Genomic DNA, 14284 nt, shown 5'->3' with positions numbered 1-14284 from the left:
CACCCCGAACGAAACGAGAGCTTCTTCGTGTCTGGCACCAAGGCTGCCCCCGAGGGCATCACCAACCCGCCGATCGACGACCTGCTGCAGGTGGCCGACTCAAAGTACGCGCTGGTCATCCTGGGCGCCAAGCGCGCACGGCAGATCAACGCCTACTACTCGCAGCTGTCCGAAGGTCTGCTGGAGTACGTCGGCCCGTTGGTCGACAGCCAGATCAACGACAAGGCCCTGTCGATCGCGCTGCGCGAGATCAACGACGGACTGCTGAACGTCGACAAGGTCGAGGCCTAGTCACCACCGGCATGCGCATCGTTCTCGGTGTCGGCGGAGGTATCGCCGCGTACAAGGCATGCACCCTCCTTCGCCGATTCACCGAGTCCGGGCACGACGTCACCGTCGTGCCCACGGCGTCCGCGCTGAAGTTCGTCGGCGCTCCCACCTGGGCGGCGCTGTCCGGTAAACCGGTCAGCGACCAGGTCTGGGACGACGTGCATCGCGTGCCGCACGTCCGGATCGGCCAGGAGGCCGACCTGGTGGTCGTCGCGCCGGCCACTGCCGACCTGCTCGCGAAGGCGGCGCACGGGCTGGCCGACGATCTGCTGACCAACACCCTGCTCACCGCACGCTGCCCGGTCGTGCTCGCGCCGGCGATGCACACGGAGATGTGGACGCACCCGGCGACGGTTGCCAACGTCAGCACGCTGCGCGAGCGAGGCATCGATGTCGTCGAGCCGGCGTCCGGTCGCCTCACCGGCGCGGACACCGGCCCGGGACGCCTGCCGGAGCCCGAGGACATCTTCGAGCACTGCCGCTCCTACCTCGAGGGCGTGAGCGGCGGCCCCGATGACGAACTCAACGGCAAACACGTCGTGATCAGCGCGGGCGGCACCCGTGAACCGCTCGATCCGGTGCGCTATCTGGGCAATCGTTCCTCCGGCAAGCAGGGGTACGCGCTCGCCGCTTCGGCCGCGCGCCGGGGCGCCCGGGTGACGCTCGTGTCGACGGCCTCCTTGCCGGTGCCCGGCGGCGTCGACCTGGTGAAGGTCGAGACCGCACTCGAGCTCGAACGTGAGATGAAGGCACTCGCCGGCGGGGCCGACGTCATCGTGATGGCCGCAGCCGTCGCCGACTTCCGTCCGGCGCAGGTTTCCGCCGCCAAGATCAAGAAGGGTTTCGCTGCCGGTGACCCGGATGCACCCACCGTCGAGTTGGTGCGCAACCCCGACATCCTGGCCGGCCTGGTCGAAGCACGCGGCGACTCGCGCACGCCGTACATCGTCGGGTTCGCCGCCGAGACCGGTGACGAGCACGGTGACGTCCTCACTCATGCCCGAGCCAAGTTGGAACGCAAGAAGTGCGACCTGCTCGTCGCCAATGAGGTGGGGGACGGAGTCACCTTCGGGCAGGACACCAGCACCGTCCACCTGATGCGTCCGGGGCAGGAGCCCGTCACGGTGGGTCCGGCGGACAAGAATCTGATCGCCGACACGGTGTGGGACGCGGTGGGTCAGGACCTCTCCTGACCTTTACACTCAGGTCGGCCCGGCGACGGGTCGACACAAGCCAGCAGCCGCTGCAACGAAGGAGATAACAGGTGGCACGCCTTTTCACGTCCGAGTCGGTGACCGAGGGACACCCGGACAAGATCTGTGACCAGATCAGCGACTCGATCCTGGACGCGATGCTCGCGCAGGACCCGAACTCCCGTGTCGCCGTCGAGACGATGGTGACCACCGGCCTGGTGCACGTCGCCGGTGAGGTGCGTACCGAGAGCTACGTGCCGATCGCCAAGCTCGTGCGCGAGACCATCATGGAGGTCGGCTACGACAGCTCGCTCAAGGGCTTCGACGGCAACTCCTGTGGCGTGTCCATCTCCATCGGTGAGCAGTCGGTCGACATCGCCCAGGGCGTCGACCAGGCCCACGAGCACCGTGCCGAGGGCGGCACCGAGGCGCTGGACGCGCAGGGCGCCGGCGACCAGGGGCTGATGTTCGGGTACGCGTGCGACGACACCGCCGAGCTGATGCCGCTGCCGATCTTCCTAGCGCACCGCCTGTCCGAGCGCCTCACCGCTGTCCGCAAGAGTGGCGAGCTGGCCTACTTGCGCCCCGACGGTAAGACCCAGGTCACCATCTCCTACGAGGGTGACAAGGCCGTCAAACTCGACACGGTCGTGCTGTCGACCCAGCACTCGGAGGACATCTCGCTCACCGGGATGCTCGAGCCCGACATCGACCAGCACGTCATCAAGCCGGTGCTGGAGGAACTCGCCGCGAGTGGCAACAGCCTCGACGTCAGCAGCTACCGCAAGCTGATCAACCCGACCGGCAAGTTCGTCATCGGTGGCCCGATGGGCGACGCCGGCCTCACCGGCCGCAAGATCATCGTCGACACCTACGGCGGCATGGCACGCCACGGTGGCGGCGCGTTCTCCGGCAAGGACCCCTCGAAGGTGGACCGCTCGGCCGCGTACGCGATGCGTTGGGTCGCCAAGAACGTCGTTGCCGCGGGCCTGGCCACGCGCTGCGAGGTGCAGGTCGCCTACGCCATCGGCAAGGCGCAGCCGGTCGGTCTGTACATCGAGACCTTCGGCACCGAGACCGTCCCGGCCGACAAGATCCAGGCTGCGATCACCACGGTCTTCGACCTGCGTCCGGCTGCGATCGTGGAGCAGCTCGACCTGCTGCGTCCGATCTACAAGCCGACCGCTGCGTACGGCCACTTCGGCCGCACCACCGCAGACGGTGTCGACAACCCGTTCACCTGGGAGCAGACCAACCGCGTCGAGCAGCTCCAGGCCGCAGCCCGATAGTCGCTCGACCTTCCTGAATCCGCGTGAGTTCGTGCCCTTCGCCGCGCCCGGCGAAGGGCGCAAACTCACGCGGATTTCGTGCTCCTGTGGACTGATCGACCGGCGTGTCGTCGACGGCTGATAGAACGATCCGGTGACAGACGAGCACCCGGCGACACCGCAGCAGTTGGAACTGCTGCGGACCGCCGCGCGCGCGAAGAAGCAGCGTCCCGAGCCGACGCTCGCGCAGTTCGATCCGGTGGCGGTGGTAATGCTCGACCTCGGCGTCGCCCACCTCGATCGCACCTTCGAGTACGCCGTCCCGGCCGACCTGGACGAGGCCGCGCGGCCCGGCGTGCGGGTCAAGGTGCGCTTCGGCGCACAGGACGTCACCGGTTACCTCCTCCAGCGCACGGCGACGGCCGAGCACGTCGGCAAACTCGTCCCGCTGCGCACCGTCGTCTCCGACGAACCGGTGCTCACTCCCGAGATTCTGCGTCTGTGCCGACAGATCGCCGCCGACCAGGCCGGGTCGGTGTCCGACGTCGTCCGGCTCGCTGTTCCACCCCGTCATGCTCGGGCCGAGGGCGCGCTCGCGACCGAAGGCAGTGCGCCGTGGACGCCGCTGCTGGAGACGAGCGCGGCCTGGGCGCGTTACCCGGCGGGACCGGCATTACTGCGCCGGATCGGAGCAGGGCAGGCGCCCGCAGCGTCCTGGCTCGCTCTGCCGAGCACGGTTCCGGCACTCGATTGGCCGCGGGCGCTCGCCGACGCCGCCCGAGCGGCCCTGTCCGCCAAGCGGGGGGTCATCATCACCGTCCCCGATCACCGCGACGTCGAACGCGTCGCGCGCGAACTCGATGACCAGATCGGCAAGGACTCCTATGTCCGACTCACCGCTGACCAGGGGCCACAGGCGCGTTACACCGCCTGGCTCAAGGTGCTGCGGGGTCATGTGCAATGCGTGGTCGGCAACCGCGCCGCGGCCTTCGCGCCGGTGCACGACCTCGGCCTGATGCTGTGCTGGGACGACGGCGACAACCTGCTCACCGAACCGCGGGCTCCGTACCCCACCACCCGCGACATCCTGTGGCGCCGACATCTCGACTCCGCGGCCGCCCTCGTGCTCGGCGGGTTTGCGCGCTCCGTCGCCGTCGCGCAATGGATGGACGAAGGACGGGTCGTCTCTGTGGAGGCCCGGCCCGTCCGGGCGCAGTTGCCCCGGGTCAACGTCGCCGGCGACGACCGCGAGGTGGAGCGGCACGGCCCGGCGGCGCATGCTCGCCTGCCGGCCAGCGCCTGGAAGGCATTGCACGACGGACTGCAGACCGGACCGGTGCTGGTGCAGGTGCCTCGCCGCGGATACGTTCCCCGGTTGCGCTGTGTCACCTGTGGTCACGCGGCGCAGTGCCCGACCTGTCACGGCCCGCTGCAACTCGCCGGCTCCGACCAAGCTCCGCACTGCGCGTGGTGCGACACGCGAGTGGACGGGTTCCGGTGTCCCGAGTGCGATGACACCCGCCTGCGAGCATCCGTCATCGGTGCTCGGCGCACCGCCGAGGAACTGGGACGCGCGTTCCCGGGTGTGCCGGTCGTGCGATCCGGAGCGGGCCAGATCGTTGCCCGCGTGCCCGCAGCACCGGCCCTTGTGATCTCCACACCGGGTGCGGAACCCGTTGCCGAGCAAGGGTATTCAGCCGTCCTCCTGCTCGACGCGTGGGCAATGCTCGACCGGCCGTCCCTGCAGAGCAACGAACAAGCGATGCGCCAGTGGTTGGCAGCCGCGGCACTGTGCCGTCCGGCGGACGACGGCGGAGTGGTCGTGCTCGCCGGCGCGGAGGCGACGTCGCCGGTCGTGCGGCATCTGGTGCGATGGGCTCCAGCGGCCCTCGCCGAGAGCGAACTCGCCGAGCGCACCGCGCTCGACCTGCCACCCACCCGCTGGACGGCCACGCTCACCGGTACGCCGGACGCAGTGACGGCGGCGGCGTCCACCGTCCCCGGCTGGCTCGAGCGCTTTGGTCCGGCACCGCTCCCGGGCCCGGAACCCCAGGTGCGATTGCTGCTGCGAGCCCCGGCGGACCGCGCCGGGCAGGCCTCGGGCGCCATCACCGCATTGCGTACTTCGCGCAGCCTCGCGAGGGCCAAGGACCACCTGTCCGTACGGGTCGACCCGGACGGATCGACCCTCTGATCCGGGCGATACGGTTTCCGGCATGGATCTCGACATCGACCTCGATGACGAACGCTTCGCACCCGCCCCGGCCGAAGCCGTGATCTTCGACCTCGGCAACGTCCTGATCCGGTGGATCCCGCAGGACGCGGTGGCGGTCGCACTCGGGCCGGACAAGGCGCGAGAATTCGTGCACCATCCCGAGTTCGATTTCTTCGCCTGGAATCTCACCAACGACGCCGGACGTACACCCGCGCAGGCCGTGGCCGACGTCCGCGCCCGGTTTCCGGAACTGGAGCCCGCCGCGCAGGCCTACATCGACAACTTCACCGCCTCGCTCAGCCCGATCAAGGGTTCGATCGAGGTGCTGCGTGAACTCGACCGGGCCGGTGTACCCCTGGTGGCGCTCACCAACTGGAATGCCGACCTCTTCGCGCTCGCGGAACAGCAGTACGACTTCCTGGAGATCTTCGAGGACATCGTCGTTTCCGGCGAGGAGGGCGTCGTCAAGCCCGACCCGGAGATCTGGGAGGTGCTTGCCGAGCGCACCCACCACATCGGCGGCATCGACGACTTCCTGTTCATCGACGACTCGATCGTCAACGTGCAGTCGGCCGTCGAAGCCGGCATCGACGCCGTCCAGTTCACCGGTCCCGAGGATCTTCGTCAGGACCTCGTCGCCCGCGGGTACGACGTGCGTCCGGTGGCCTGAGCGTGCGCATCGTCTTCGCGGGCACTCCTGAACCCGCCGTTCCTTCCCTGCAGGCCCTGCTCGAGTCCCGGCACGAGGTGGTCGGCGTCGTGTCCCGGCCGGACGCTCCTGCCGGGCGCGGACGCTCGCTACGACCGTCACCGGTGAAGGAGCTCGCGGTCCGGGAAGGCCTGCCGGTCTCCACCCCGGGGCATCCCAAGGAACCGGATTTCCAGGAGTGGCTGCGCGCGCTGCAGCCCGACGTGTGCTCCGTGGTCGCGTACGGTGCCCTTGTGCCGCGTGCGGTGCTCGACATCCCGCGACACGGCTGGGTGAATCTGCACTTCTCGCTGCTGCCTGCCTGGCGCGGTGCGGCCCCCGTCCAGCACGCCTTGCTGCACGGCGACGACGTCACCGGTGCCACGACCTTCCTGCTCGAACAGGGTATGGACACCGGACCGGTGCTGGGCACGATGACCGAGACGATCAAACCGAGCGACACCTCGGGCGACCTGCTGCAGCGGCTCGCCGGCGCAGGCGCCGGCCTGTTGGTCGCCACCCTCGACGCGATGGAGGAGGGCACGATCACCCCTGTTCCGCAGCCCGCCGAAGGCGTCTCGACGGCGCCGAAGATAACCGTTGACGACGCTCGGATCCGTTGGCACGAGCCGGCATTCGTGATCGATCGCCGGGTGCGCGCCTGTTCACCGGCCCCGGGCGCATGGACGATGTTCCGGGACGCCCGCCTGAAGATCGGGTCGGCTCGTCCGGTCGACGAGCCAGGCCTTGCGCCAGGTGAGCTTCGGGTGACCAAGAAGGCGGTGTTCGTGGGCACGGGATCGGGCGCTGTCGAACTCGGCATCGTGCAGCCGCACGGCAAGAAGGCAGTACCGGCGCCCGACTGGGCGCGCGGCGCACGTATCGAGGAAGGGGAGTCACTGGCATGAGCGACTCCGAGCAGTCCGGCAGGAACCACGACGAATACCGCAACGCCAAAGGCCGGCAGCGTCCGCAGGCGCGTCGCACGTCCGACCGAGCCAGGTCCGAGCAGCGGCCCGCCGAGCGCCGCCGCAGCGGGGACCCGGCACGACGGGTGGCGTGGGACGTCCTGCGACAGGTGCACGACAACGACGCATACGCCAACATCGCTATGCCGAAAGCGTTGCGCGACAACAGGATCAGCGGACGCGACGCCGCGTTTGCGAGCGAGCTCGCTTACGGCACGTTGCGGATGCATGGCCTCTACGACCGGATCATCGAGCATGCCGCCGGACGCGGTGCGTCGCAGATCGACCCCGCCGTGCTCGACACCATTCGCCTCGGCGCACACCAGTTGCTCGGCATGCGAGTGCCGTCACACGCCGCCGCGTCCGAGACCGTGGCCCTGGCCCGCGAGGTCAACGGTGCGGGCGCGGCCGGGTTCGTCAACGCCGTGCTGCGTCGGGTCAGCGAACGCACCCGCGAGGAATGGGTCGCCGAGGTGATCGCCGGACGTGAGCCGCTCGCCGCGTTGGCGGTCGAGCACTCCCACCCCGAGTGGATCGTCCGGGCCCTGCGGGGTGCGCTGATCGGCTCGGGTGCCGCGGCTGCGGAGAATGTCGATGCCGAACTGCGGCGGTTGCTCGAGGCGGACAACGACCCGGCCGACGTCATGCTCGTCGCCCGTCCGCACCTGGCAACGGTCGAGGAACTGCTCGACGAGGGGGCGACGCCGTCGCGCCTGTCGCCGTTCGGTGCCCGGATGTCGGGGGGAGACCCCGGCGCCATCCGCGCTGTGCGCGACACGCGTGCTGCTGTGCAGGACGAGGGCTCACAACTGCTCGCCCTCGCTTTGGCATCGGTGCCCGTCGAGGGTGATCAGCAGGAATGGCTCGACCTGTGCGCCGGGCCCGGCGGCAAGGCGGCTCTGTTGGCTTGCCTTGCGGCAGAACAGGATTCGGTGTTGTTCGTCAACGAGGTGAGCGAACATCGCACCGACCTGGTGCGGCGGACGATGGCCGCGGCGTTGCAGTCGGGTATCGAGGTGATGATCGGTACCGGTGACGGCCGGGATCTCGGAGCCGAAGAACCCGACACCTACGACAAGGTGCTGGTCGACGCTCCCTGCACGGGCCTGGGCGCATTGCGTCGTCGTCCGGAAGCGAGGTGGCGCAAGTCGGCGTCCGACGTCGCCGGTCTGACCACGCTGCAGGGTGAACTGCTCGACTCGGCGATCGCGGCGACCCGCCCCGGCGGAGTCATCGGCTACGCGACCTGCAGCCCGCACACCGCCGAGACCACCGCGGTTGTCGCTGACGCGTTGAAGCGACACCCGGAGGTGGTCCAGGAGGACGCTCGGCCGTACTTCAAGGACGCGACGGGCAAGCAGATTCCCGACCTCGGCGACGGCCCCGGCGTTCAGTTGTGGCCGCATCTGCACGACACCGACGCGATGTTCTTCGCCCTGCTCCGCAAGCAGTCCACGTCCGTCTGACTCCCGAAAAGGTATGTCCCACATGCAGATCGCACCGAGCATCCTGTCCGCTGACTTCGCCAACCTCGAGGCCGAGCTGAAGCGGATCGGCAATGCCGAGTGGGCACACGTCGACGTCATGGACGCGCACTTCGTGCCGAATCTCACGCTCGGCCTGCCGGTCGTGGAGTCGCTGCTGAAGGTGGCGCCGATGCCGCTGGACTGCCACCTGATGATCGACGACCCCGACCACTGGGCACCGAAGTACGCCGAGGCAGGGGCGCAGAGTGTCACCTTCCACATCGAGGCCGCGAAGGACCCGGTGAAGCTGGCCCGAGCGCTTCGGTCGGCGGGAGCCCGTGCGTCGATGGCGATCAAGCCGGGCACCGACTTCGCTCCGTACGAGGAACTCCTGCCCGAACTCGACATGGTGCTGGTGATGACCGTCGAACCCGGGTTCGGTGGCCAGTCGTTCATGGCGGACCAGATGCCGAAGGTGCGTCAGGTGCGCGAGGCCGCCCGCAAACACGGCGGCGACATCTGGGTGCAGGTCGACGGGGGAGTGTCCGCCAAGACCATCGAGCAATGCGCCGAGGCGGGGGCCGATGTCTTCGTCGCCGGGTCGGCGGTCTACGGCGCCGATGACGCGGCGGCCGCAGTCGACGAACTGCGCGAGCTGGCCGCATCCTGCGTCCACTGACGACGATCCACAGGCCGAACGACTACCGCCGACTGCGCTCGAGTGGTACGCAGGAGTATGCGCCGCCGGCTCGGCGACCCCTGCGAAACGGAGAATCTGTCATGAGCAACCCGACGAGCAACCCGACGAGCAACCCGATGAGCAACCCGATAGGCACTGTGGTCAGCACGATCGAGGAGATGGGCGGCCTCGACAAGGTCAGTGAGCCGTACGCCGGCTTCGTCGGCAGATTGACCGGCAACAAGGCGGTCAAGAACATCCTTTCCGGCACCTTCCTCGGCCACCCGATCCATCCGGTTCTGTCCGACGTGCCGATCGGCGCGTACGCCATGGCGACCGTGCTCGACCTCACCGGAGCAGACGCCGCGGCGGCGCGCCGGTTGGTGGGGGTGGGGATCCTCGCCTCCGTTCCCACTGCGGCCACCGGGGCGTCCGACTGGTCGGACAGCTACGGAGCCGAACAGCGGGTCGGGTTGGTGCACGCCGCTGCCAACTCGGCCGCCACCGTCCTGCAGGTCGCGTCCTGGGTGGCGCGTGGAAAGGGTCGGCATTCCACCGGGCGGCTGCTCAGCCTGGCAGGGGTCGGTCTCACCGCGGGGGCCGGTTACCTCGGTGGACACCTGTCGTTCGTCAAGGGTGTCGGTGTCAACCACACCGCGTTCGAGCACCGCACGGACGACTGGACCGACGTCGCTGCCCGCGTTGATCTCACCCCTGGCACGCCGATGCGGGTGACGGCGGACGGTGTCTCGGTGGTGCTCATCGAACAGAACGACCGGGTGTACGCGCTGTCGTCCGTGTGCACGCACGCCGGTGGCCCGCTCGACGAAGGAACAGTCCAGGACGGATGCATCCGATGCCCTTGGCACGGAAGCGAATTCAGACTGAGGGACGGCAAGCCGATGCGTGGTCCGGCGTCGGTCGAGCAGCCCAGCTGGGACGTGAAGATCGCCGACGGGCGAGTGCTGGTCAAGGCGTCCTGAACCTCAGCCTTCGCGGTCGGCATTGCCGCGCACGAGGATGACGCGATCACCGAGATCACCCAGCCGGTCGAGTACCTGGACGGGAAGTGTCATACTGAACGGCGAAACGTGCTCCGGGGTCAGTGAAACTCTGAGCCGGCGGTGACAGTCCGCGACCCGTGATCCTCTTCGGAGGTGAGCGGTTGACCTGGTGGAATTCCGGGACCGACGGTGAAAGTCCGGATGGGAGGCGCACGTTCAGGGTCTGCTTCGGCATTCTCTGAGCACGCAGGTTGCCCTGCGGGTGTGCATCATTCGGTGTCGGCCCGTGCGGGTTTCCTGGCGTTCGCCATCGCCCCGGTTCACGTCCATGACGGACGACCGGAGGAACCGATGGCGCTCAGCCCCCAGGACGAGCAGATGCTCGACCGTGCGCTGGCACTCGCCGCGCTCGGCTCTCTCGTCGACCCCAATCCACGCGTCGGTTGCGTTCTCGTGCGAGATGAAGTGGTCGTCGGGGAGGGCTTCCACGCAGGCGCGGGCACGGCCCACGCCGAAGCCGCCGCACTCGCACAGTCCGGCGAATCGGCCCGGGGCGCAACGGCTTTCATCACGCTCGAACCCTGCACGCATGTCGGACGAACGCCACCGTGTGCACAGGCGCTCATCGACGCCGGGGTCGAGCGTGTGGTTTTCGTAGCGGCGGATCCATCGGAGCGAGCAGGCGGCGGAGCAGCGCTGCTGCGTGAGGCCGGAATCGCCGTCGAAAAGGCGTCCGCGCGCTTCGAACAGTCCTCCAGAGCGCTGAACGAAGGTTGGTTCTTCGCGGCCGAGCACGGCCGGCCCCACGTGACGTGGAAGTACGCGACCACCCTCGACGTCCGTATCGCCGCGGCCGACGGCAGCAGCAGGTGGATCACCGGGGACGCGTCCCGGGCGGACGTCCACGCGCTGCGCGCGCGCTCCGGCGCGGTCGTCGTGGGAACCGGCACCGCGCTGACGGACGACCCGGCCCTCACCGTCCGCGGCTCGGCGTACACCGGACACGACCCGCTACGGGTCGTCGTCGGGCACCGTGACCTTCCGGCGGACAGCCGGCTGCTCGACGGGTCGGCCGAGACCGTCCACCTACGTACACACGACCCGCTCGAGGTTCTCGCGCGCCTGCACGAATGCGGGATCCGGTCGGTCCTCATCGAGGGCGGACCGACGCTGGCCGCCGCATTCGTCCGTGCCGGGCTCGTCGACCGCATCGTCGCCTACGTCGCACCCGCCCTGCTCGGCGCCGGCCCGGCGGCCCTCGCCGACCTTGGTGTGCAGTCCATGTCGCAGATCCGCCGCTTCAACCTGCGGCAGGTCGATCGTTTCGGTTCCGACGTCCGCCTCGTGCTCGAACCCGAAGGAGAAATCTGATGTTCACCGGAATCATCCAGGAACTCGGACGCGTCGAAAGCATTGAACGGCAAGGAGATTCAGCCCGGATCGTGGTGGAGGCGAGGGACGTCGTCCGTGACATCGCTCATGGTGCCTCGATCGCGGTCAACGGGGTCTGCCTCACCGTCACCGAGTTCGACGACGCCTCGTTCGCAGTCGACGTGATGGCGCAGACCCTCGACGGCACCAGCCTCTCCTCCTTGGCCATGGGCAGTCCGGTGAACCTCGAGCGGGCCGTGCGAGCGGACGGTCGTTTCGACGGACACATCGTCCAAGGGCACGTCGACGGTGTGGGAGAGATCGTCGACGTCCGGGCCCACGAACACTGGACCAAGATCGCCGTGCAACTGCCCGCCGGGCTGACCCGATATGTCGTGTCCAAGGGGTCGATCACCCTCGACGGGGTCTCGCTGACCGTCGCGGAACTCGTCGGTGACCGCGCGACGGTGAGTCTCATTCCGACCACGCTCACCCTCACCAACCTGTCCACGAAGCAGGTCGGCGACCGGCTCAACATCGAGGTCGACGTGCTCGCCAAGTACACCGAGCGGCTCCTGGTCGTCGAGGAGGTCAGGGCATGAACTCCATCGAGGACGCGCTCGAGGCGCTACGAGACGGACGTCCGGTGCTCGTCACCGACGACGAGTCCAGGGAGAACGAGGGCGACGTCGTGCTCGCCGCGCAGACCGCGACCCAGGAGTGGATGGCCTGGACCGTCCGGCACAGTTCGGGCTACCTGTGTGCGCCGATGCCGGCGGCGCTGGCCGACCGGCTCGACCTTCCGCCCATGGTCCGCGACAACACCGATCCACTGCGCACCGCATACGCCGTCGCCGTCGACGCGAAGAACGGCGTGACGACCGGCATCAGCGCCGCCGACCGATTGCGCACCGTGCAGGTGCTCGGCGACCCGCGGACCGCCGCCGGCGATCTGGTGCGGCCCGGGCACGTGTTGCCGCTGCGGGCGCGGGACGGGGGAGTGCTGGAACGGCGAGGTCACACCGAGGCCGCCGTCGACCTCTGCCGGCTCGCCGGTCTCTCCCCGGTGGGCGTCATCGGCGAGCTCGTCCACGACGACGGTTCGATGATGCGTCGCCCGGCAGTGCTCTACTTCGGTGCCGAACACGACCTGCCGGTGATCACCATCGAGCAGCTCGTATGCCACCGGCAGCGACACGACCGGGTCGAGGAAGTCGCCCGGACGCTGCTTCCCACCGAACACGGCACGTTCGAGGCTCGCGGGTTCCGTGACCTGCTCACCGGCGCGGAGCACCTCGCGCTGACCTCTCCCCGCGGAGCAGGGGCGGGATCACTTGTCCGGGTGCACAGCGAGTGCCTGACGGGGGACGTGTTCGGTTCGCTGCGGTGCGACTGCGGACCGCAGCTCGCGGACGCGATGGCGCGGATCGCGATCGACGGCGGTGTGATCGTCTACCTGCGTGGTCACGAGGGTCGCGGCGTCGGCCTGTTGGAGAAGCTTCGGGCCTACGCACAGCAGGACGCCGGTGCCGACACGGTCGAGGCCCAGGAGCAGCTCGGCCTGCCGGTCGACGCCCGGGAGTACGCGGCGGCAGCAGCGATCCTGCACAGCCTCGACATCTGCGATGTTCGGTTGATCAGCAACAACCCCGCAAAGCGACTCGGGTTGCAGGACAACGGAATCGAGGTTCGTTCGATGGAGCCGTCACCGGTGCGCGTCAGCGACCACAACCTGCGCTACCTACAGACCAAACGTGACCGGATGGGTCACGACCTTCCCGACATCCACGAAGGAGCAACCGTATGAGCGGACACGGAGCACCGACCGTCCAGGTCGATGGGCGCGGTCTGAGGGTCGCTGTCGTCGCCGCGAGTTGGCACGAACAGGTGATGGACGGCCTGCTCGCCGGAGCACAGCGGTCCCTGGACGATGCCGGCGTCGCGGACGCCACCGTCGTCCGCGTCCCGGGATCCTTCGAACTTCCGGTCGCAGCGGCGCGTCTGGCCGCCGACCATGACGCAGTCGTCGCACTGGGCGTGGTGGTGCGGGGCGGGACACCGCACTTCGACTACGTCTGCCAGGCAGCCACCATCGGCCTCACCGAGGTCTCGGCGCGCACCGGCGTCCCGGTCGGATTCGGGGTGTTGACGTGCGACGACGATCAGCAGGCTCTGGATCGTGCGGGCTTGCCCGGTTCGAGTGAGGACAAGGGATACGAGGCCGCGACTGCGGCCTTGGCGACCGCGCGTACGCTTCGCGACGCGTCACGACACACATCAGGAGAACACGCATGAGAACGACCGTGCTGGCCGCTGCCGCGGGCGGCGAGCAGAACTTCTTCCAGCAGCTGTTGGAATGGCACCTCGACATCGGCAAGTACCAACTGCACTGGCTCGAGTTGATCGGTGTGCTGATCGGTGTCGCGTCCGCCTACCTCGGTATGAAGCGCTGGGTGTGGGCGTGGCCGGTCGGCATCGTCGCCAACATCATGCTCTTCTTCGTTTACATCGGAGCCGCGTTCGGCACTGACACCCGCATCCCGCTGTTCGGGCAGGCCGGTCGACAGATCTTCTTCATCATCACAAGCATCTACGGCTGGTGGCGGTGGAACCAGCACCGCAAGAACAAGCGCGCGGAGGCGTCCGAGGCGGCCGTCACCCCGCGGTGGGCGACAAACAAGGAACGCCTGCTGATGGCGGCCTTCTGGATCGTGGGAACGGTGATCGCCCACGCCGTCTTCCAGGCGATCCTGGACGCGAACGCCAACCCGCACTGGACGCCGGAATGGTGGTTCGCCTGGTGCGACGCATGGGTGTTCGTCGGGTCGATCGTCGCGACGTACGCGATGGCCCGTGCCTGGAACGAGTTCTGGCTGGCGTGGATCGTGGTCGACCTGGTGGGAGTGCCGTTCGGGTTCGCCACCGACTATGTGCCCACAGCGGTCATGTACATCTTCTACGGGCTGTTCGTGATCTACGGGTTCACCCAGTGGGTGAAGGTGACCCGGCGAGAGCGCGGGAGCCGACCGGCCACGGCCTGACCCCCACCCGGCGAGTGGCCGGGGTCACGTGGACGCGTCCACGTCCCGGCCGCTCGTCCGC

14 protein-coding genes and 1 riboswitch are annotated in these 14284 nt (G+C 68.6%); all 14 genes read left to right on the top strand.

The window, feature by feature from the left end; all coding sequences use genetic code 11:
- The first annotated feature begins 27 nt into the window (after positions 1-27).
- The 14 genes from rpoZ to pnuC all read left to right on the top strand — a co-directional run bounded on the left by rpoZ (position 28) and on the right by pnuC (position 14223).
- The gene (gene rpoZ / locus ACYU8W_RS06770; protein WP_129625025.1) at positions 28-291 is read left to right on the top strand and encodes a DNA-directed RNA polymerase subunit omega; all 264 of its coding nucleotides are present in this window, start codon (positions 28-30) and stop codon (positions 289-291) included.
- Positions 292-302: 11 nt separating this feature from the next.
- Positions 303-1523: a bifunctional phosphopantothenoylcysteine decarboxylase/phosphopantothenate--cysteine ligase CoaBC gene (gene coaBC / locus ACYU8W_RS06765; RefSeq protein WP_239701757.1), complete on the top strand. Its 1221-nt coding sequence runs from the start codon at positions 303-305 to the stop codon at positions 1521-1523.
- A 71-nt stretch (positions 1524-1594) separates the two neighbouring features.
- Positions 1595-2812 (top strand): methionine adenosyltransferase, encoded by a 1218-nt coding sequence (gene metK, locus ACYU8W_RS06760; protein ID WP_499467707.1) that lies wholly within the window; start codon positions 1595-1597, stop codon positions 2810-2812.
- Positions 2813-2945: 133 nt separating this feature from the next.
- Positions 2946-4985, top strand: coding sequence for a primosomal protein N' family DNA-binding protein (locus ACYU8W_RS06755; protein ID WP_499467705.1), 2040 nt, complete (start codon positions 2946-2948; stop codon positions 4983-4985).
- 22 nt (positions 4986-5007) lie between these two features.
- Positions 5008-5676, top strand: coding sequence for an HAD-IA family hydrolase (locus ACYU8W_RS06750; protein WP_499467703.1), 669 nt, complete (start codon positions 5008-5010; stop codon positions 5674-5676).
- Positions 5677-5678: 2 nt separating this feature from the next.
- On the top strand, positions 5679-6602 hold the full coding sequence (gene fmt / locus ACYU8W_RS06745) for a methionyl-tRNA formyltransferase (protein ID WP_499467701.1): 924 nt from the start codon (positions 5679-5681) through the stop codon (positions 6600-6602).
- Positions 6599-8128, top strand: coding sequence for an RsmB/NOP family class I SAM-dependent RNA methyltransferase (locus tag ACYU8W_RS06740; RefSeq protein ID WP_499467699.1), 1530 nt, complete (start codon positions 6599-6601; stop codon positions 8126-8128). Before fmt ends, ACYU8W_RS06740 begins: the two co-directional genes overlap by 4 nt.
- A 22-nt stretch (positions 8129-8150) precedes the next feature.
- Complete coding sequence (gene rpe, locus ACYU8W_RS06735; RefSeq protein WP_129625031.1) at positions 8151-8807, top strand: ribulose-phosphate 3-epimerase; 657 nt, start codon at positions 8151-8153, stop codon at positions 8805-8807.
- Between the two features lie 101 nt (positions 8808-8908).
- Positions 8909-9790 (top strand): Rieske (2Fe-2S) protein, encoded by an 882-nt coding sequence (locus ACYU8W_RS06730; RefSeq protein WP_499467696.1) that lies wholly within the window; start codon positions 8909-8911, stop codon positions 9788-9790.
- 105 nt (positions 9791-9895) lie between these two features.
- Positions 9896-10028: riboswitch (FMN riboswitch) on the top strand.
- A gap of 59 nt (positions 10029-10087) precedes the next feature.
- Positions 10088-11182 (top strand): bifunctional diaminohydroxyphosphoribosylaminopyrimidine deaminase/5-amino-6-(5-phosphoribosylamino)uracil reductase RibD, encoded by a 1095-nt coding sequence (gene ribD / locus ACYU8W_RS06725; RefSeq protein WP_499467694.1) that lies wholly within the window; start codon positions 10088-10090, stop codon positions 11180-11182.
- Positions 11182-11784, top strand: coding sequence for a riboflavin synthase (locus tag ACYU8W_RS06720; RefSeq protein WP_499467692.1), 603 nt, complete (start codon positions 11182-11184; stop codon positions 11782-11784). Before ribD ends, ACYU8W_RS06720 begins: the two co-directional genes overlap by 1 nt.
- Positions 11781-12989 (top strand): 3,4-dihydroxy-2-butanone-4-phosphate synthase, encoded by a 1209-nt coding sequence (gene ribB / locus ACYU8W_RS06715; protein WP_499467690.1) that lies wholly within the window; start codon positions 11781-11783, stop codon positions 12987-12989. The genes ACYU8W_RS06720 and ribB overlap by 4 nt, the downstream gene beginning before the upstream one ends.
- Positions 12986-13477: a 6,7-dimethyl-8-ribityllumazine synthase gene (ribH, locus tag ACYU8W_RS06710; protein WP_499467688.1), complete on the top strand. Its 492-nt coding sequence runs from the start codon at positions 12986-12988 to the stop codon at positions 13475-13477. Before ribB ends, ribH begins: the two co-directional genes overlap by 4 nt.
- On the top strand, positions 13474-14223 hold the full coding sequence (gene pnuC, locus ACYU8W_RS06705) for a nicotinamide riboside transporter PnuC (RefSeq protein WP_499467687.1): 750 nt from the start codon (positions 13474-13476) through the stop codon (positions 14221-14223). The genes ribH and pnuC overlap by 4 nt, the downstream gene beginning before the upstream one ends.
- The last annotated feature ends 61 nt before the right edge of the window (positions 14224-14284 follow it).

The sequence above is a fragment of the Yimella radicis genome (genome assembly GCF_054778255.1).
Note: the sequence above shows the minus strand (reverse complement) of the source record. Positions and strands in the feature narration are given on the sequence as shown.

Bases quoted from the DNA above. Each gene is read 5' to 3' on its own strand.
- coaBC (WP_239701757.1), top strand. From the start codon at position 303: ATGCGCATCGTTCTCGGTGTCGGCGGAGGTATCGCCGCGTACAAGGCA.
- ACYU8W_RS06750 (WP_499467703.1), top strand. From the start codon at position 5,008: ATGGATCTCGACATCGACCTCGATGACGAACGCTTCGCACCCGCCCCG.
- ACYU8W_RS06740 (WP_499467699.1), top strand. From the start codon at position 6,599: ATGAGCGACTCCGAGCAGTCCGGCAGGAACCACGACGAATACCGCAAC.
- rpe (WP_129625031.1), top strand. From the start codon at position 8,151: ATGCAGATCGCACCGAGCATCCTGTCCGCTGACTTCGCCAACCTCGAG.
- ACYU8W_RS06730 (WP_499467696.1), top strand. From the start codon at position 8,909: ATGAGCAACCCGACGAGCAACCCGACGAGCAACCCGATGAGCAACCCG.
- ACYU8W_RS06720 (WP_499467692.1), top strand. From the start codon at position 11,182: ATGTTCACCGGAATCATCCAGGAACTCGGACGCGTCGAAAGCATTGAA.
- ribB (WP_499467690.1), top strand. From the start codon at position 11,781: ATGAACTCCATCGAGGACGCGCTCGAGGCGCTACGAGACGGACGTCCG.
- ribH (WP_499467688.1), top strand. From the start codon at position 12,986: ATGAGCGGACACGGAGCACCGACCGTCCAGGTCGATGGGCGCGGTCTG.
- pnuC (WP_499467687.1), top strand. From the start codon at position 13,474: ATGAGAACGACCGTGCTGGCCGCTGCCGCGGGCGGCGAGCAGAACTTC.